At 61.3% G+C, this 17637-nt stretch carries 17 protein-coding genes; 9 read left to right on the top strand and 8 right to left on the bottom strand.

The window, feature by feature from the left end:
• The first annotated feature begins 71 nt into the window (after nt 1-71).
• From ACN0WV_RS05755 to ACN0WV_RS05735, 5 genes are all read left to right on the top strand, one after another.
• Entirely contained in the window at nt 72-1103 is a 1032-nt protein-coding gene (locus ACN0WV_RS05755; protein WP_417604265.1) for a quaternary amine ABC transporter ATP-binding protein, read from the top strand.
• On the top strand, nt 1100-3067 hold the full coding sequence (locus tag ACN0WV_RS05750) for an ABC transporter permease (RefSeq protein WP_417604263.1): 1968 nt from the start codon (nt 1100-1102) through the stop codon (nt 3065-3067). The genes ACN0WV_RS05755 and ACN0WV_RS05750 overlap by 4 nt, the downstream gene beginning before the upstream one ends.
• A 599-nt stretch (nt 3068-3666) precedes the next feature.
• Entirely contained in the window at nt 3667-4695 is a 1029-nt protein-coding gene (locus ACN0WV_RS05745) for a LacI family DNA-binding transcriptional regulator (RefSeq protein ID WP_417604261.1), read from the top strand.
• Nucleotides 4692-5906 carry a winged helix-turn-helix domain-containing protein gene (locus tag ACN0WV_RS05740; RefSeq protein WP_417604259.1) on the top strand — a complete coding sequence of 405 codons (1215 nt, stop codon included), beginning with the start codon at nt 4692-4694 and terminating at the stop codon, nt 5904-5906. Before ACN0WV_RS05745 ends, ACN0WV_RS05740 begins: the two co-directional genes overlap by 4 nt.
• A 48-nt stretch (nt 5907-5954) precedes the next feature.
• Nucleotides 5955-6647 (top strand): DUF1045 domain-containing protein, encoded by a 693-nt coding sequence (locus tag ACN0WV_RS05735; RefSeq protein WP_417604257.1) that lies wholly within the window; start codon nt 5955-5957, stop codon nt 6645-6647.
• Nucleotides 6648-6816: 169 nt separating this feature from the next.
• On the opposite strand, the gene ACN0WV_RS05730 is transcribed toward ACN0WV_RS05735, so the two are convergent.
• From ACN0WV_RS05730 to ACN0WV_RS05700, 7 genes are all read right to left on the bottom strand, one after another.
• Nucleotides 6817-7800 carry an ABC transporter substrate-binding protein gene (locus tag ACN0WV_RS05730; protein ID WP_084352228.1) on the bottom strand — a complete coding sequence of 328 codons (984 nt, stop codon included), beginning with the start codon at nt 7798-7800 and terminating at the stop codon, nt 6817-6819.
• A gap of 41 nt (nt 7801-7841) precedes the next feature.
• A complete protein-coding gene (locus ACN0WV_RS05725) occupies nt 7842-8624 on the bottom strand; it encodes an ABC transporter permease (RefSeq protein ID WP_417604255.1) in 783 nt (260 codons plus the stop codon).
• Nucleotides 8621-9490 carry an ABC transporter permease gene (locus ACN0WV_RS05720; RefSeq protein WP_143514507.1) on the bottom strand — a complete coding sequence of 290 codons (870 nt, stop codon included), beginning with the start codon at nt 9488-9490 and terminating at the stop codon, nt 8621-8623. The genes ACN0WV_RS05725 and ACN0WV_RS05720 overlap by 4 nt, the downstream gene beginning before the upstream one ends.
• Before the next feature lie 159 nt (nt 9491-9649).
• Nucleotides 9650-10462 (bottom strand): ABC transporter ATP-binding protein, encoded by an 813-nt coding sequence (locus ACN0WV_RS05715; protein ID WP_417604253.1) that lies wholly within the window; start codon nt 10460-10462, stop codon nt 9650-9652.
• Between the two features lie 33 nt (nt 10463-10495).
• Nucleotides 10496-11956 carry a dihydropyrimidinase gene (gene hydA, locus ACN0WV_RS05710; RefSeq protein WP_417604251.1) on the bottom strand — a complete coding sequence of 487 codons (1461 nt, stop codon included), beginning with the start codon at nt 11954-11956 and terminating at the stop codon, nt 10496-10498.
• Nucleotides 11957-12011: 55 nt separating this feature from the next.
• Nucleotides 12012-12296, bottom strand: coding sequence for a GIY-YIG nuclease family protein (locus ACN0WV_RS05705; RefSeq protein WP_084351745.1), 285 nt, complete (start codon nt 12294-12296; stop codon nt 12012-12014).
• Nucleotides 12297-12422: 126 nt separating this feature from the next.
• Nucleotides 12423-13673, bottom strand: a complete 1251-nt coding sequence (locus ACN0WV_RS05700) for a Zn-dependent hydrolase (protein ID WP_417604249.1) — start codon at nt 13671-13673, stop codon at nt 12423-12425.
• Nucleotides 13674-13904: 231 nt separating this feature from the next.
• Between ACN0WV_RS05700 and ACN0WV_RS05695 the strand changes: the two genes are divergently transcribed.
• Nucleotides 13905-14558: a TetR family transcriptional regulator C-terminal domain-containing protein gene (locus ACN0WV_RS05695; RefSeq protein ID WP_084351743.1), complete on the top strand. Its 654-nt coding sequence runs from the start codon at nt 13905-13907 to the stop codon at nt 14556-14558.
• A 19-nt stretch (nt 14559-14577) separates the two neighbouring features.
• Here ACN0WV_RS05695 and ACN0WV_RS05690 read toward each other — a convergent pair whose 3' ends face one another.
• Entirely contained in the window at nt 14578-14829 is a 252-nt protein-coding gene (locus ACN0WV_RS05690; RefSeq protein WP_084351741.1) for an accessory factor UbiK family protein, read from the bottom strand.
• 96 nt (nt 14830-14925) lie between these two features.
• Between ACN0WV_RS05690 and lgt the strand changes: the two genes are divergently transcribed.
• Genes lgt through pgeF form a run of 3 tightly spaced genes read left to right on the top strand, consistent with a single transcriptional unit; the run spans nt 14926 to nt 17632 of the window.
• Nucleotides 14926-15822: a prolipoprotein diacylglyceryl transferase gene (gene lgt, locus ACN0WV_RS05685; RefSeq protein ID WP_417604247.1), complete on the top strand. Its 897-nt coding sequence runs from the start codon at nt 14926-14928 to the stop codon at nt 15820-15822.
• A complete protein-coding gene (locus ACN0WV_RS05680) occupies nt 15819-16880 on the top strand; it encodes a class I SAM-dependent methyltransferase (protein ID WP_417604246.1) in 1062 nt (353 codons plus the stop codon). The genes lgt and ACN0WV_RS05680 overlap by 4 nt, the downstream gene beginning before the upstream one ends.
• Nucleotides 16877-17632: a peptidoglycan editing factor PgeF gene (gene pgeF, locus ACN0WV_RS05675; RefSeq protein ID WP_084351738.1), complete on the top strand. Its 756-nt coding sequence runs from the start codon at nt 16877-16879 to the stop codon at nt 17630-17632. Before ACN0WV_RS05680 ends, pgeF begins: the two co-directional genes overlap by 4 nt.
• Nucleotides 17633-17637 lie beyond the last annotated feature (5 nt).

Genomic DNA, 17637 nt, shown 5'->3' with positions numbered 1-17637 from the left:
CGCCGACCTGTCATCGTTCCCTGCCCGGCAAATGCGCCGGGCGGGTTCATCGCATCAAGGGGAAAAATTTCATGACCACACCGGAAACCGTCATTTCTTGCAACAATGTCTGGAAGCTGTTTGGAGAGAAAGCGGAAAACTATCTGGCGGGCATGACCGGCAATCCGACTTTCGATGAAATTCGCCAGGCCGGTTATATCGCCGCCGTGCGCGATGTCTCAGTTGATATAAATCGAGGCGAGATGCTGGTGATCATGGGGCTTTCGGGCTCTGGCAAATCAACCTTCGTGCGCTGCCTGTCGCGGTTGCTCGACATCACTGGCGGCACCGTCAAGGTCGAAGGGCAGGATATTGGCGCTCTCGACGAAAAAGAACTGATCGATCTGCGCCGCAACAAGATGGGCATGGTATTCCAGAGCTTCGGCCTGCTGCCGCATCGCAACGTGCTTGATAACGTCGCTTTCCCGCTGGAGATGCGCGGCCAGGACCGCCACACCCGCCGTGCCCGGGCGCTCGAAGTGATCGAACTGGTCGGGCTTGGAGGCCGCGAGGAATATTTCCCACGCGAATTGTCCGGTGGCCAGCAGCAGCGCGTCGGCATTGCCCGGAGCCTCGCCATCGAACCCGATATCTGGTTCCTGGATGAGCCGTTCTCGGCACTCGACCCCCTAATCCGCCGGGAGATGCAGGATGAATTTCTGCGCCTGCAGGAAATGCTCGGCAAGACCATCGTTTTCATCACCCATGATTTCGACGAGGCGCTGCGCCTTGCCGACCGGATCGCGATTATGAAGGACGGCGCGGTTGAGCAATGCGACACGCCCGACAAGATCGTGCTGGAACCAGCAACCGAATATGTCCGCAAGTTCACCGAAGATATCAATAAGGCCCGCGTGGTCCATGCCCGCGGTCTGGCCCGCCCGATCAACGGCATCGCCCCGACCGGGGAGCCGATTGCCGGACATACGACCATTCAGGAAATGGGTCGCCTGCTGGTCAATGACACGCGCGACCTGATGCCGGTTTCCGACAAGAACGGCAAGGTGATCGGCGCGATGGCAAGACAGGAAGCGCTCGACGTGCTCTTCGGAGCACCCGCATGACCACCGCGCTTACCAACAATCCGCAGGCGCGCTTGCCCGCGCTGTCAAAAACCCGCGTCGCCCAGGGGCTGCTGGGGTTTGCCGTGCTGCTGGTGCTGACCAAGACCTTGCTCCCCGCCGGGCTGGTCCGGCCGCCGGAATGGCTGGTCTGGCCCTTTGCCGACTGGATCAACGCGCTGTTCAACTTCCTGCGCGATGATCTGGGATTGATGCATGTCACCCGCGCCTTCGCCGAAGGGGTCGAGTGGTTGCTAGATGTCACCGCCAACCTGCTCTATGGGCGCAACCGCTGGCCATATCTGGGCCCGATTCCCTGGAGTGTCATCGCTGTGACCGCCGGGGTTGTGGGTTATGCGTTGCAGGGCTGGCGTCTGGCTCTGCTTTCGGCGGGAACATTTGTTTGGATCGTGGTGATGGGCCAGTGGACCTGGTCGATGGAAACGCTGTCAGTCATTGTCGTAGCGGCACCGTTTTCGATCCTCTTTGGTCTGATGATCGGGGTACTCGGGTGGAAATCACCGCGTTTCGAGAAGATCCTCAACCCGATCCTCAACATCGCACAATCATTGCCGCATTTCGCCTATATGATCCCGGTCGTGGTGTTCATCGGAGTCGGCCCAAAGGCGGGGGCGATCGTGACGATCATCTTCTCAGTGCCGCCGATGATCAGGATGACCTTGCTGGGCCTCAAGAAGGTTTCACCCGAAGTGGTGGAAAGCGGGCATATGTGCGGCGCGACGCGCTGGCAATTGCTGCATTCGGTACAGATCCCGACGGCACGCACCGACATTCTCGTGGGCGTCAACCAGGTGATCATGCAATGTCTCGCCATGGTGGTTCTGGCCAGTTTCATCGGCATGCCGGGCCTCGGCCAGAAACTGCTACAGTTGCTACAGGCGCTGAAGATCGGTCGCTCGGTCGAGATCGGCATTACCATCGTGCTGCTCGCAGTCATGCTCGACCGCTGCACCAAGGCGTGGGCGGTGAGGCAGCCCGAGCATTTCGAGAAGGGCACATCCTGGGTTGTGCGTAACAAGTTTCTGGTGATCTGGGCGGTGCTGGTCGCCGTTGCCTTCGCGCTGGCGCAGGTGTTTCCAATGCTCGACCAGGTCAAGCGCAGTCAGGCGCTGAGCATGGCCAAACCGATCGATGCGGTGGTGGACTGGTTCATCGTGCTGATCGATCCGGTCACCCAATGGCTGCGCTGGTTCCTAATCACCTGGATCCTGATCCCGATGCGTGACGCCTATCTGTACCTGCCGTTCAGCGCCGTGCTGGCGTTGCTGGCGGCAATCGGCTGGGCCATCGGTGGGCTGCGCTCGGCGCTGGTCTGCCTTGGCTTCTTCGGGCTGATCGCAATGTCAGGCTGGTGGGATCGCGCGATGATCACCGTCTATATGGTGAGCTTTTCTGTGCTGCTGGCGCTGCTCGTTGGCTTTCCGATGGGGATCTGGGGCGCACGCAATGAAAAACGCGCCGTCAAGGTGCTGCTGATCTGCGACACGTTGCAGACCTTTCCGAGCTTTATCTACCTGATTCCGGTGGTGATGCTCTTTGGGGTCAATGACGTTGCCGTGGTCAGTGCCGTGTTCCTGTTCGCTGCGGTGCCGCTGGTGCGCTACACGATCGAGGGGCTGCGCGGCGTGCCGGAAGCGCTGATCGAGGCGGCTAACATGTCCGGGGCGACACAACGCCAGACCTTGTGGAATGTGCGCCTGCCGATGGCCCTGCCGACGATCATGGTCGGGGTCAACCAGTCGGTGATGTTCTCGCTGTTCATGGTGATCATCGCGGCCTTCATCGGCACCCAGGACCTCGGTCAGGAGATGCAGCGGGCACTTTCCTCCACCGATGTCGGCAAGGGACTGGTGCTGGGCTTTGCGGTGGCCTTCATGGGGCTGATGGTCGACCATCTGGTGACCCGCTGGGCTTCTGGACGGCGACAGGCGCTGGGGCTCGCATAGCGATTCGTCAGGGGCGGGCCAATGGTCCGCCCCGAGATGGGGGGTGTCTGGAGGCTGAGCGTTGCCCCAAAAGGCACCCCCCTGAAACTCAACATCTTAAGGTAAAAAGTGGTGTCCGCGGCGGGATTCGAACCCACGGCCCCAGGATTCATACCACTTCGGCTTTCACCGCCGCCCTTGCGGGCGTTCGTGGTCTGGACTGTCCCTTCACCCTAGACCATCGGTCCGTAGGCGCTGCCCATCCAGTCTCTACACCTTCCCCTTGCGGGGCTTGGCTCGGGATTGGCAAGATGCGAGCGCATCGTAGCTTTCCCCGACTTTGAGCAGATCCGTTGCGCGGTTTCCCATCGCAACGCCCAATTGAAAATTAGGAATCCTGTGCTCTATCCAGCTGAGCTACGCAGACACATCTGACCTTTTTCTACGATTGTTCGCCTTGACCGACAAGTCCCAAAAGTCCCGCCGTAGAACACCGCTCGCCGCGGTGGCGTTTGGGCGGTCATGTGGAACCCCCGACGCACCGACTGCGCGGCTTTGCTGGCTTGAACAGGCTCGGGCGATTGCGTAGCATCGACTGAACCATCACAGGATTACCCACTTTGGCAAACGATGACTCCCGCCCCTTGACCCTGCGCGACGTGTCCGAGGCGTCGGGCGTGTCCGAAATGACCGTCAGCCGCGTGTTGCGAAACCGCGGCGACGTGTCGGATGCAACCCGCGAAAAGGTGTTGGAGGCCGCGCGGAGCCTCGGCTACGTCCCCAACAAGATCGCGGGCGCGCTGGCGAGCCAAAGGGTCAATCTGGTCGCGGTCATCATTCCGTCACTGTCGAACATGGTATTCCCCGAGGTTCTGACCGGCATCAACCAGGTGCTGGAAGGCACGGATCTGCAAGCGGTCGTGGGCGTTACCGACTATACCCCTGAAAAGGAAGAGCGTGTCCTGTATGAAATGCTGTCATGGCGGCCCTCGGGCGTGATCATCGCCGGGCTGGAACATACGGATTCCTCGCGTGCGATGATGCAGGCGGCCGGCATTCCGGTGGTCGAGATCATGGATGTGGACGGCACGCCCGTCGATTGCATGGTCGGCATTTCGCATCGCCGCGCAGGCCGCGAGATGGCAAAGGCGATCCTGAAAGCAGGCTACAAGCGGATCGGCTTCATGGGCACCAAAATGCCGCTGGATCACCGCGCCCGCAAACGCTTTGAAGGGTTCACGGAGGCGCTGGCAAAGGGCGGTGTCGAGGTCGCGGATCAGGAGTTCTATTCAGGCGGATCTGCGCTGGTGAAGGGACGCGAGATGACCCACGCCATGCTTGAACGCACACCGGATCTGGATTTCCTGTATTATTCCAACGACATGATTGGTGCGGGTGGCTTGCTTTATCTGCTTGAGAAGGGCGTCGATATCCCCGGAGAGATCGGACTGGCCGGCTTTAACGGGGTCGATCTTCTGGATGGATTGCCAAAGCAATTGGCGACAATGGATGCCTGCCGTCTGGATGTCGGCAAGACGGCGGCCCAGATCATCGCCACACGCGTGGCGGATGGGGACGCGGCGGAATACGAATGCCATGTGGAACTGACCCCGACGATCGCGTTTGGCGACACGCTCAAACGGAAGTGACGCAGCCGCCGGTCCTGAAGAACCGCGCGGCACGGCGGCTGTTCCTTGACCGGCATGCGCTGGCGGAGCCGCCCACCGGACCCGCGAAAGGGGCAGATCTGGTGGCGTTGATCAAGCGGCTAGGATTTGTCCAGATCGACAGCATCAACACCGTCGCACGCGCGCATCACATGATCCTGCATGCGCGGCGACAATCCTACCGCCCCGCCAATCTTGCGCCATTGCTGGACCGCGACCGCGCGATATTCGAACATTGGACGCATGACGCGGCGGTAATCCCGACAGAATTCTACCCCTACTGGCATCTGCGCTGCGCCCGCGATGCTGCGGCCCTGCCCGCGCGCTGGCGCAAAGGTCGGCGCGACCTGCTGATGTCCAAGATGCAGCCTGTGCTGGACCATATCCGCGCGCACGGGCCGGTCAGTTCCTCTGATGTCGGCGAAACCGAGCAGCGGTCCTCTGGCGGTTGGTGGGATTGGCACCCGTCCAAGACCGCGTTGGAATTCCTGTGGCGGTCCGGCGTGCTTGCCGTGACGCGGCGCGAAGGGTTCCGCAAACTCTACGATCTGGCACAAAACGTCATTCCAGCCGACCAGCATGCCCGCCACCCCTCGGAGGCCGAGACACTTGACTGGGCCTGCAACGCGGCGCTGAACCGGCTTGGTTTTGCCACGTCCGGCGAAATCGCTGCCTTCTGGGCCAAGGCGACGGCCGCGGAGGCAAAGGATTGGGTGGCGCGCGGTCTGGCATCGGGGGCCTTGCAAGAGGTGGAGGTGGAAGGCGCGGATGGCAGCCTGCGCCGCTCGATCGCCCGCCCCGGTATTCTGGACGCTGCGCAAGACGCGCCCCGCCCGCCTGCCCGGATGCGTGTGCTCAGCCCGTTCGATCCGGCGCTGCGCGACCGCGCCCGGGCAGAGCGCCTGTTTGGGTTTCACTACCGGATCGAGGTCTTTACCCCGGCACCCAAACGCATTTATGGCTATTACGTCTTTCCGTTGCTGGAAGGCGACCGGCTGGTGGGGCGGATCGACATGAAAGCTGACCGGTCGGCGGGGGTTCTGAACGTTACCGCAGTCTGGCCCGAACGCGGTGTGCGCTGGACTGACGCCCGCCACGCACGGCTGGAAGCGGAACTGGCCCGCATCGCCCGCTTTGCCAAGCTGGAAGACGTTCGTTTTCCCGCTGGGCCGCTGATCGCCAAAACGCTGTAATGCCAAAAGGCGCCGGGTCAGGCCCGGCGCGCGTATCGCGGAGACCGCATGACCTATCGCCGTTACGCGATCTATTACACACCTCAGGAAAGCGCGCTGGCACGGTTCGGCGCGGCGTGGTTGGGCTGGGACATGTTGACCGGCATGGCCTGCACCGCCCCGGTGGTAAACGGGCTGCATGCGCCTGCACATAGCCTGACCGAAACACCGCGCCGCTATGGGTTTCACGCAACGATCAAGCCACCCTTCCGGCTGGCTGATGAACAAAGCGCGACCACACTTGCAGCGGCACTGGAAACACTGTCCGTGCGCCTGCCCCCCGCGTTTGCCGACTCTCTGAAGGTCACTCGTCTGGGCCGTCTTGTGGCACTGACACCTGCGGGAGAGACCACCGCGATTGCGAATCTTGCGGCGCGGACGGTAGAGGCGCTTGATGTTTTCCGCGCGCCATTGAGTCAGGCCGACCTTGATCGCTACGGGTCACGCCCTTTATCCGACCGGCAGAAGCAAATGTTACAACGCTGGGGCTATCCCTATGTGATGGACCAATTCCGGCTCCACCTCACGCTGAGCAGCAAGCTGCCGGTCGCTCAGGCGCGGATGCTTGAGGCGACGCTTGCCGATCATCTGACACCGATCCTGCCCACGCCCTTCGCGCTGGACGCGCTGACCCTTGCGGGCGAAGACGCCGACGGGATGTTTCATGCGATTTCCACGCACCAGTTGCGTGGCCGAGCATGATCCGGCGGCTTCCAAAACAGCTCGTCATAGCGATGTTACATCACACCCTTAATCAAACTGTGGCTGGAAAGATTGAAATCCAGCCGCAAACCCCAAAACGTTTCAGAACGCGTCGGGGCGGCCCCTCGGACCGCCCCAATTCTGTATCAGGTTGCGATAGGCTCCGGCGTTAATTCAGCGCCTTGTCGGTGACGGCGTGAGTCCAGGCACCTTCGGGCTGCTTGGTGATCACCGGATCGGATCCGCCCGACAGCAACGAGTCGACGGTCCGTTGATAATCCGCCTCGTCCAACGCACCGTTCGAGCCTGAGGTCAGCTTGCCAATCTCGCGCATCATCCGCTTTTGATGCGCTTCGGTCTGCGCGCCCGTCTCGTCATATTCCAGCACGATCTCTGCGGCTTCATCCGGGTTCTCTTCGGCGTATTTCCAGCCCTTCATCGAAGCGCGCACAAACCGGGCGAGCTTATCAACGGTCGCTTCGTCCGACAGCGTGTCCTCCAGAACATACAACCCGTCTTCAAGCGTCGCGACGCCCTGATCCTCATATTTGAACGTCACAAGGTCTTCTTCGGCGATTCCCGCATCCAGAACCTGACCGTATTCGTTATAGGTCATGGTCGAGATGCACACCGCCTGTTTCTGCAACAGCGGATCGACGTTGAAGCCCTGTTTCAGAACTTCGACACCGTCCTCACCGCCCTCTGTCGGGATGCCAAGCTGGCTCATCCAGGACAGGAACGGGTATTCATTGCCGAAGAACCAGACACCCAGCGTGTTGCCGGGGAAATCCTCGGGGCCTTCGATGCCACTTTCCTTGAGGCAGGTCAGCATCATGCCCGACGACTTGAAAGGCTGCGCGATATTGACCAGCGGCAACCCCTTTTCACGCGCGGCCAGCGCGGCGGGCATCCATTCGACGACCACATCGGCGCCACCGCCTGCGATCACCTGTGTGGGCGCGATATCCGGGCCGCCCGGCTTGATCGTGACGTTCAGATCCTCGTCCTCGTAAAAGCCTTTTTCCAGCGCCACATAATAGCCCCCGAACTGGGCCTGTGTGACCCATTTCAGTTGCAGCGTCAGATCATCGGCCGCCTGCGCGCCCGAAGCGATCAGCCCTGCGGCAACGGCCAGTCCGGCAATCTTGTTCATCGTCATTCTTTAAACTCCGTGTTGTTGATCGCGTTTCATTGTTATCGGCCCCGCCGTTGCGAGGGGTGCCAAAAGGTCACCCAACGCTCGATCAGTACGACGAACCCGTAGAGAACCGTTCCTGTCAGCGCAGAAACGGCGATTTCGGCCCAGACCATATCAATCCCCAACCGTCCGACCTCTGTCGAGATGCGGAACCCCATGCCTTTGGTGGGCGAGCCGAAATACTCCGCCACGATAGCACCGATCAGCGCAAGGGTGGCCGAGATTTTCAGGCCATTGAAGACAAACGGCATGGCTGCGGGCAGGCGCAATTTGGTCAGGGTCTGTGCATGGCTCGCCGAATAGGTGCGCATCAGATCGCGCTGCATCCTGCCGGTTGCCGCCAGCCCTGCCAGCGTGTTCACTAGGATCGGGAAGAACACCATGACCACCACAACCGCAGCCTTGGACTGCCAGTCAAAGCCGAACCACATCACCATGATCGGCGCGACCCCGACGATCGGTAGGGCCGCCACGAAATTGGCTACCGGCAACAGGCCGCGACGCAGGAAATCCACGCGGTCGATGGCGAGCGCGGCTGCGAAACCTGCGGCAGCGCCGATCGACAGACCCGTCAGCGCCCCCTTCAGTACGGTCTGCACCCAATCGACCCAGAGGATCGCAGTTGAGCGTTGGATGGCGGCCCAAATCTCCGACGGTGCGGGCAGGATCGCGCGGGGGATGTTGAATCCGACAACAAACAGCTCCCACAAGACAAGTACGGCGATCCCGAACCCAAGCGGCAACCCGATCCGCAAAAACAAGGATGGCTGCCCGGTCATGTCTGCCCTCCGCCCATCGTCCGCACCGCAATTTTCTCGATCCCAGAGACGATCCATATCAGCAAGGCTGCCAGGATTGCCGCGGCAAAGAGTGCCGACCACATGATCATCGGATTGCCGAATTGCGATCCGATCAGCATCCGCGCGCCCAAGCCAGAGATCGCGCCCGTTGGCAGTTCGCCTACGATGGCACCGACGAGGCTGGCCGCCACTGCGATTTTCAGCGAGGCGAAGAAATAGGGCAAGGATGCGGGCAGGCGTAATTTCCAGAACACCTGGCCCGGGGATGCGCCATAGGTGCGCAGCAAATCCAGTTGCATTCCGTCAGGGCTGCGCAAGCCCGCAACCATGCTGACAAGTATGGGAAAGAAGCCAAGATACCCCGCGATGATCGCCTTTGGCACCATCAGGCTTCCCGCACCGGCGGCATTGGCCAGCACCACGATCATCGGCGCGAGTGCCACCACCGGGATGGTCTGGCTGATGATCGCCCATGGCATCAGCGTCAGGTCCGCAAAACGGCTCAGCACGATGGCAACCGCCAGCGCGACGCCGGCAATGATCCCCAGCGCAAAACCTGCCATCGTCGCCTGAAACGTGATGAACCCGTGATAAACCAGACTGCGTTTCGAGGTGACCTTCTTGTTGACCACCCCGTCATACAGCTCTGCCGCAACTTGGTGCGGCGCGGGCAGTTTGGCACGATCCTGATTCATCGTATCGCGCAACACTTCCGTGAAGCCCGGTTCAGTCCCGGCCCGCGCGGCCTGATCCATCACCCATGTGCGGTTCATCAAAAAACTGCCGACATACCAGATGGCAAAGATCGTCAGCACGACCACCAGCACCGGACCAAAACGCCTCATCGCCGCCACTCCGTCCGCAAGCGCGCAATACTGGCACGCAGCATCGGACCCCGTTCTAAACTGTCGGCTTCGCCACAGGCATCGTCGGTCGATGTTTCGGCTTTCGGACGGACGGACATCAGTGCGGTCTTGCGGGCAGCACGACGCGCAACGCAGGCCTCAGTCGTCATAACCATGCCCCGCGCGCAACCCATCGCGCACCCGATGCGCGATCTCGATGAATTCGGGCGTATCGCGGATTTCCAGCGGGCGCTCCTTGGGCAAAGGGCTGTCGATCACGTCGCTGATCCGTCCGGGGCGCGGGCTCATCACCACGATTTTGGTGGACAGATACACCGCCTCGGGGATCGAATGCGTGACAAAAGCGATGGTCTTTTCCGTTCTTCTCCATAACGCCAGAAGCTGTTCGTTCAGATGGTCGCGGACAATCTCGTCCAGCGCCCCGAAAGGTTCATCCATCAGAAGAATATCCGCGTCAAATGCCAGCGCGCGCGCGATCGACGCCCGCTGCTGCATCCCCCCCGAAAGCTGCCACGGGAATTTCTTCTCGAACCCGTCAAGTTCCACCAGTTCCAACACTCGGGCCACCCGTTCGGTCTGATCCGCCTTGGAATACCCCATGATTTCCAGTGGCAGGCGGATATTGCCGCCAATCGTGCGCCACGGATACAGCCCTGCCGCCTGAAACACATAGCCATAAGCCCGCGCCTTGCGGGCCTCTTGGGCCGAGACCCCGTTGACGGTGATCGTGCCGCCCGTCGGATGCTCCAGATCCGCCATGCAGCGCAGAAAGGTCGTCTTGCCGCAGCCTGAAGGCCCGATGAAACTGACAAACTCTCCTTTGTCGATTTCAAGACTGACGTCTTTCAGCGCATGCACCGGACCGTCATTTGTCTGGAACGTCAGCGACAAGTCCCGCGCAGAAATTACCGCGCCGGGGGTCGTCGTATTTTGGCTAAGCGGATCGGACATCAGCCGATCCCCTGGCTTTCCATTTGGCACCTATTAGATCCCCGCCGGTATGTTCAGCGGGTCGCGCTGTATCATCTTCGGTGCATTCAGCTCTTTCCACTTGGACAGCGCCTCATGCGCCGAGGGAAAGGCAGGGCGGGGCACGAACTTGCCGCGGCCGGGTTGCGGCTGGCTGTTCTGGCCCCAGGCCCAGATCACCTCTCCGCGTGACAGCGTGTAGCGGCTTTGCCCGGACACATTGAAGCCCTCGAAGACATTGTAATCCAGCACCGAATGGTGGTTCGCGGGCGAGATCGTCTTGGAGATTTTCGGATCCCACACCACGATATCCGCATCCGCACCTTCAACAATCGCCCCCTTCTTGGGGTAGATGTTGAGGATCTTCGCCACATTGGTCGAGGTCGCCGCGACAAACTCGTTCGGCGTCAGACGACCGGTTTCGACTCCTTCAGTCCAAAGAACGGCCAGACGTTCCTCGACCCCGTTCGACCCGTTGGGGATTATGCGGAAATCATCACGTCCAGCGCGCTTTTGTTCGGTGTTGAAGGCCGCATGATCCGTCGCGACCACTTGCAAGGACCCGGATTGAAGCCCGGCCCATAGCGAATTCTGATGGTCTTTGGACCGAAACGGCGGCGACATCACGCGGCGGGCGGCGTGGTCCCAATCCTTGTTGAAATATTCGGATTCGTCGAGTGTCAAGAACTGGATCAGCGGCTCGCCGTAGACCCGCATTCCCTTTTGACGCGCGCGCCGGATGGCCTCATGCGCCTGCTCGCAAGAGACATGCACGATATACAGAGGCACACCCGCCGCATCTGCGATGGTGATCGCGCGATTGGCAGCCTCGCCTTCAAATTCCGGCGGGCGGGAATAGGCGTGTCCCTCGGGGCCGGTGATCCCCTGGTCGAAATATTTCTGCTGCATCTCGGCGACCAGATCGCCGTTTTCGGCATGCACCATCGGCAACGCACCCAGTTCGGCGCAGCGCTTGAAGGACGCGAACATCTCGTCATCCTCGATCATCAACGCGCCCTTATAGGCCATGAAATGCTTGAAAGAGTTGACGCCCATATCAACGGCGTCCTTCATCTCGTTGAAGATGGTCTCGTTCCAGCCGGTGATCGCCATATGATAGCCGATGTCGGAACATATCTGCGGGGCGGATTTGCGGTGCCATTCGTTGATGGCGTTCTTGATCGACCCATCCGCACCGGGCAGACAGAAATCCACCAGCATCGTCGTGCCGCCGGTGGCCGCCGCCCAGGTGCCGGACTCAAAGGTCTCTGCCGCCGTGGTGCCCATGAAGGGCATTTCCAGATGGGTATGCGGGTCGATACCGCCGGGGATGACATAAGCGCCCTCGGCGTCGATATATTCGTCGCCTTTTAGGTCTTCACCGATCTGCTTGATCACCTCGCCCTCGATCAGGACATCCGCTTTCCAAGTGCGATCCGCCGTGCAGACGGTGCCGTTCTTGATGACTCTGGTCATATCTTGCCTCCCTGTGCCAACCCGTCCCGGCCCTGAGCCGGGACCTTGCGTCGGCTCAATCTGGGATTTGGGGTGTTAATTCGTGCCAATTCGGATTGCTTTGCGTTATCAGCGCAATTTTCCAGTCGCGACGCCACCGTTTGATCGCTCGCTCGCGCCTGAGTGACGCCTCGAAACAGTCGTGTTCTTCGAACCAGACCAAGCGTCGGATGTTGTATTTTGCGGTATGAACAGACAACCCAGCGCGATGCGCCTCCACTCGGGTACGAAGATCCGTTGCCCTTCCTGTGTACATGGCTCCGCAAGGCCGAGAGGCCATGATGTAGACAAAATGCGCCATGCCGTAAGATGTCGCGAATAGCGTTACGATTGAGTGAACCCCGTCCCGGGCTTGACCCGGGACCTTGTTCCACGCTGGCCAAAAGGTCCCGGGTCAAGCCCGGGACAGGTCGGATGACACTAAAGCTCACTCCACGATCCCCGCCGTTTCGACCACGGCGTGAAACAGGACGTCCGCACCGGCGGTGGCCCAATCCTTGCTGATCTCCTCGGCCTCGTTGTGGCTTAAGCCGTCCACGCAGGGACACATCACCATCGCCGTGGGCGCGACCTGGTTGATCCAGCAAGCATCGTGGCCTGCGCCAGAGATCAGGTCGCGGTGGGAATAGCCCAAGCGTTCGGCGGCGTTGCGCACGGCCGTCACACAGTCCTTGTCGAACTCGACAGGATCAAAGCCACCGACCTTTTCGAATGAGACTTCCAGACCCATTTCCTCGCAAATCTTCGCTCCCTCAACGCGCAGGCGCTTTTCCATATCCTCGATCACGCTCAGGTTGGGCGAGCGGAAATCGACGGTGAAGACCGTCTTGCCGGGGATCACGTTGCGCGAGTTGGGATAGACGTCGATGTGACCCGCTGCGCCAACTGCATCCGGCTTGTGCGACCAGGCAATCTGATCCACCAGTTCCAGGATACGCGCCATGCCAAGGCCTGCATTCCTGCGCATCGGCATCGGGGTAGAGCCGGTATGGCTGTCCTTGCCGGTCACCGTCACTTGCGTCCAGGACAAGCCCTGCCCGTGTGTCACAACACCGATGTCCTTGCCCTCGGCCTCCAGAATGGGCCCCTGTTCGATATGCAATTCGAACATCGCATGCATCTTGCGCGCGCCGACCTCTTCTTCGCCTTTCCAGCCGATACGTTCCAACTCATCGCCAAAGCTCTTGCCCTCGGCATCTTCGCGGTTGTAGGCCCAATCCTGCTCGTGAACGCCTGCGAACACACCCGAGGACAGCATGGCGGGGGCAAACCGCGTGCCTTCCTCGTTGGTCCAGTTGGTGACAACGATCGGGTGCTTGGTCTTGATGTTCATGTCGTTGAGCGAGCGGATAATTTCCAGCCCGCCCAGCACGCCCAGCACGCCGTCGTATTTGCCACCCGTAGGCTGCGTATCCAGATGCGAACCGACATAAACCGGCAGCGCCTCCGGGTCGGTGCCCTCACGGCGCGCAAACATATTGCCCATCGTATCAAGCCCCATTTCCATGCCAGCCGCTTCGCACCATGACTGAAACAGCGCGCGGCCTTCGGCATCGGCGTCCGTCAGCGTCTGGCGGTTGTTGCCGCCTGCCACACCGGGACCAATCTTTGCCATTTCCATCAAGCTGTCCCAAAGCCGGTCGCCATTGATCCGAAGGTTTTCGCCGGGTGCTGCCATATCCGTCATCCTACCTTATCTGTCGGCCGGGCTGCCCGCCGACCTGGTTGCGCCACCTATGACCAAAAGACCCTGCCTTAAGGCTTGCCACAGCGCCGCATGTTTTTTACCAATTGGTAAAGGCACGATTGCAAGGGCACCGAATTGTGTCAAGGATTGACTTCCACCACCCGCACGGAACCATCAACGCGGGACAAAGACTGCCCAACTAATCAGCAGGTGAAAAACCTCATGGATGACGGCAAGCCCCCGCCCGAAACACCCAAACGCAGCCGTATCCAGAAACGGAACCGAAAGCGTATTCTGGACGCAGCGCTGAATGTGTTCTCGCAGCACGGGTATCGTGGCGCGACACTGGATCAGATCGCGACAGAGGCCGGGCTGTCAAAGCCCAACATCCTTTATTATTTCGATGGCAAGGAAGCGATCCATGTCGATTTGCTGAACACGCTGATGGCCGAATGGCTGGCCCCGCTGCAAGAAATGGATCCGGAGGGTGAGCCACTGGACGAACTGATGCGGTATATTTCGCGCAAGCTGGCGATGAGCCATGCCTATCCGCGAGAAAGCCGTCTGTTCGCCAATGAGATCATTCAGGGCGCACCCCGGATGGGGCCGCATCTGGCCTCAGGGCTGAAAACACTGTTTGACGAGAAATGCGCCTTGATTGCAACCTGGGTGCACCACGGCAAACTGGCCCCGGTCGATCCGGGGCATCTGATCTTTTCAATATGGGCGGTCACGCAGCACTACGCGGATTTCGAAGCCCAGGTAGAGGTGCTGATGCCCCGCAAGACAGAAGCCCGCGCAGGCGCAGAGGCCCATGTGGAAACGCTTTTCCGCAAACTGCTGACTCCGCCGGGTTACAGCGTCAGGACAGCCTGACGCGCCGCCCGACCTGCGATCAGTCGTTTTTGGACGCAGCTTCCAGTGCCGCGATCCGCGCGGACAATGCCTCATTCTCTTCGCGGGCCTTTTGCGCCATCGCGCGCACGGCATCAAACTCTTCGCGCGTGACAAAATCGCGATCCGCGAGCCAGCGATCCATCATGGACTTCATCGCGGTCTCGGCCTCTTGCCGCGCGCCCTGGGCCACGCCCATCGCGTTGGTCATCAACTGCGAGATGTCGTCGAATACTTTGTTGCGGGTCTGCATGTGTCACTCCGGCTTTTGGTCTGTTGCCTATATGGGCGTCGAGGGCGAATATCACAAGGTTGACTTCCCCCGAAGGACAGAGGCACAGAGACGCACATGAACGCTGGCATCCCCTTCCCGCCCCTCTCGCCCGAGGTTTTTTCGATCACCGCATTCGGGATCGATTTTGCGCTGCGCTGGTATGCGCTGGCCTATATCGCAGGCATCCTTGTTGGGTGGTGGCTGGCCGCCCGCGCCTTGCGAAACACCGGGCTTTGGCGGGACGACACGCCGCCGATGTCGCCCAAACAGCTGGAAGATCTGGTCACATGGGTCATCCTTGGCATTATCCTCGGCGGTCGGCTGGGATTCGTGCTGTTCTATCAGCCTGCCTATTACCTTTCGAACCCGGCAGAGATCCTGATGGTCTGGCAGGGCGGGATGTCCTTTCATGGCGGGATGCTGGGGGTGGCGCTGGCTGGTCTGCTGTTCGCGCGTCGGGTCGGCGCGCCGGTGCTGTCCGTGGCTGACATCATGGCATTGGCAACGCCGCCGGGGCTGCTTTTCGGGCGTCTCGCGAATTTCGTGAATGCCGAGCTGTGGGGCCGTCCCAGCGATGCGCCCTGGGCGGTGATCTTCCCCGGCGCTGCGGCACAGGATTGCGGGCAGGCATTGGATCAACTCTGCGCGCGGCACCCGTCACAATTGTACGAGGCCGCGCTGGAGGGGTTGCTGCTGGGCGGTTTCCTGCTCTGGCAGGCCTGGCGGCGCGGCGCTTTCAAAGTCCCCGGCCGGCTGACCGGCTATTTTCTGACAGGCTATGGCTGCGCACGGTTCTTTATCGAGTTCTTCCGGCAGCCCGACGCGCAGTTCGTCGCACTTGGCAATCCGCTGGGGCTGGCGGTCGAAATCGACGGCTATGGGCTGACGATGGGGCAGCTTCTGTCACTGCCGATGATCCTGATCGGGTTGACGTTGATCGGCTGGACGCAGCGGCGCATGGTATCGAAGTGACCCCGCTGTTGCGGATATTGCGCACGCGGATCGCCGCCGAAGGGCCAATCCCGGTTGCGGATTTCATGGCCGAAAGCCTGCTGCACCCCGTCCACGGCTATTACGCCACGCGCGACCCGCTGGGTGCGAAGGGCGATTTCACCACGGCCCCCGAGATCAGCCAGATGTTCGGCGAGCTTATCGGCCTCTGCCTTGCGCAAAGCTGGCTGGATCAGGGCGCGCCTGCGTCTTTCACGCTGGCCGAACTTGGGCCGGGCCGCGGGACGATGATGGCCGACATCCTGCGCGCCACGGCCCGCGTGCCGGGATTTCACGATGCCGCCGGGATCTACCTTGTCGAGGCGTCCGCACCGCTGCGCGCCCGTCAGGCAGAGGCGCTGGCAGGCCATGCGCCGGCATGGCTGGACCACGCGGCGGACCTGCCCGACGCGCCGCTCTGGCTGGTGGCAAACGAGTTCTTCGACGCCCTGCCCATCCGGCAATATGTCCGCAATGGCGCTGCATGGTGCGAACGCCGGGTCGGGCTGTCCGATGACGGGCTGCAATTCGGCCTTGCCCCGCCTGCCCCCGTCAGCGCGCTGACGCACCGGCTGGACGACACGAAAGATGGCGATCTGGTAGAGCATTGCCCGGCTGCCGCCACGATCATCCAGACCATCGGCCAACGCATCGCCGATCACGGTGGTGCGGCACTGATCGCGGATTATGGCGACTGGCGCAGTCTTGGCGACACGCTTCAGGCGCTACAAGCGCACAGCCCGGTTGATCCGCTGGCCGCGCCGGGCGAGGCTGACCTGACCGCGCATGTGGATTTCGAGGCATTGGCTCGCGCCACGCCCTCTGCCCACGCAAGGCTGACCACGCAGGGCGTGTTTCTTGAACGGCTGGGAATCACCGCCCGTGCGCAGCAATTGGCCGAGGCGCTAAGCGGTACGGTACGCGAGTCGCATATCGCCGCACATCGCCGGTTGACGCACCCCTCGGAAATGGGGACGCTGTTCAAACTGCTGGGGCTCTTCCCGCAGACCGCTCCACCGCCGCCGGGACTGGACGCATGACACTGGAAATCATCACTGCCGATAGTTTGGCCCCCCTTCGACACGGGTTCTTTACCCGCCGTGGCGGGGCCTCGTCCGGCGTGTTTTTCGGGCTGAACTGCGGTCCGGGATCGTCCGACCAGTCCGAAATCGTGGCGATCAACCGCGCCCGTGTCGCAGCCGCGATGGAGGTCAGCCCTGATCACCTTGCGTCTGTGCATCAGGTGCATTCGGCGGATGTGGTCCATGTGGACGCACCCCAAACCGATCCGCGCCCCCAGGCCGATGCGCTGGTGACAGCCACTCCCGGCATCGCGCTTGCGGTTCTGACGGCGGACTGCCAGCCCGTGCTGTTCGCCGACCACGAGGCCCGCGTGATCGGCGCGGCCCATGCCGGTTGGCGCGGTGCGCTGGACGGGGTTCTGGAAGCAACAGTCGATGCGATGGAAGGCTTGGGCGCACGCCGCGCGCAGATCCATGCCGTCATCGGCCCCTCGATCAGCCAGAGAGCTTATGAGGTGGGCGCGGAGTTTTTTGACAATTTCCTCGACGAGGATCCGCAAAACGCGCGCTTCTTTGCCAATGGCGACGGGGACCGGCTGCATTTTGATCTGACCGGCTTTGGCCTGCACCGGTTGCGCGCCGCTGGCGTGAATGCCGAATGGACGCGGCATTGCACCTATTCGGACGCGGATCGATTCTATTCCTACCGGCGGGCGACACATGCCAAGGAAGCGGATTATGGGCGGCTGATTTCAACCATCCGGCTGTGATGTGG

Source organism: Primorskyibacter flagellatus (assembly GCF_048268605.1).
Lineage (GTDB): Bacteria > Pseudomonadota > Alphaproteobacteria > Rhodobacterales > Rhodobacteraceae > Primorskyibacter > Primorskyibacter flagellatus.
The sequence above is the reverse complement of the archived record's forward strand: the minus strand, read 5'-3'. Positions and strand labels throughout refer to the sequence as shown.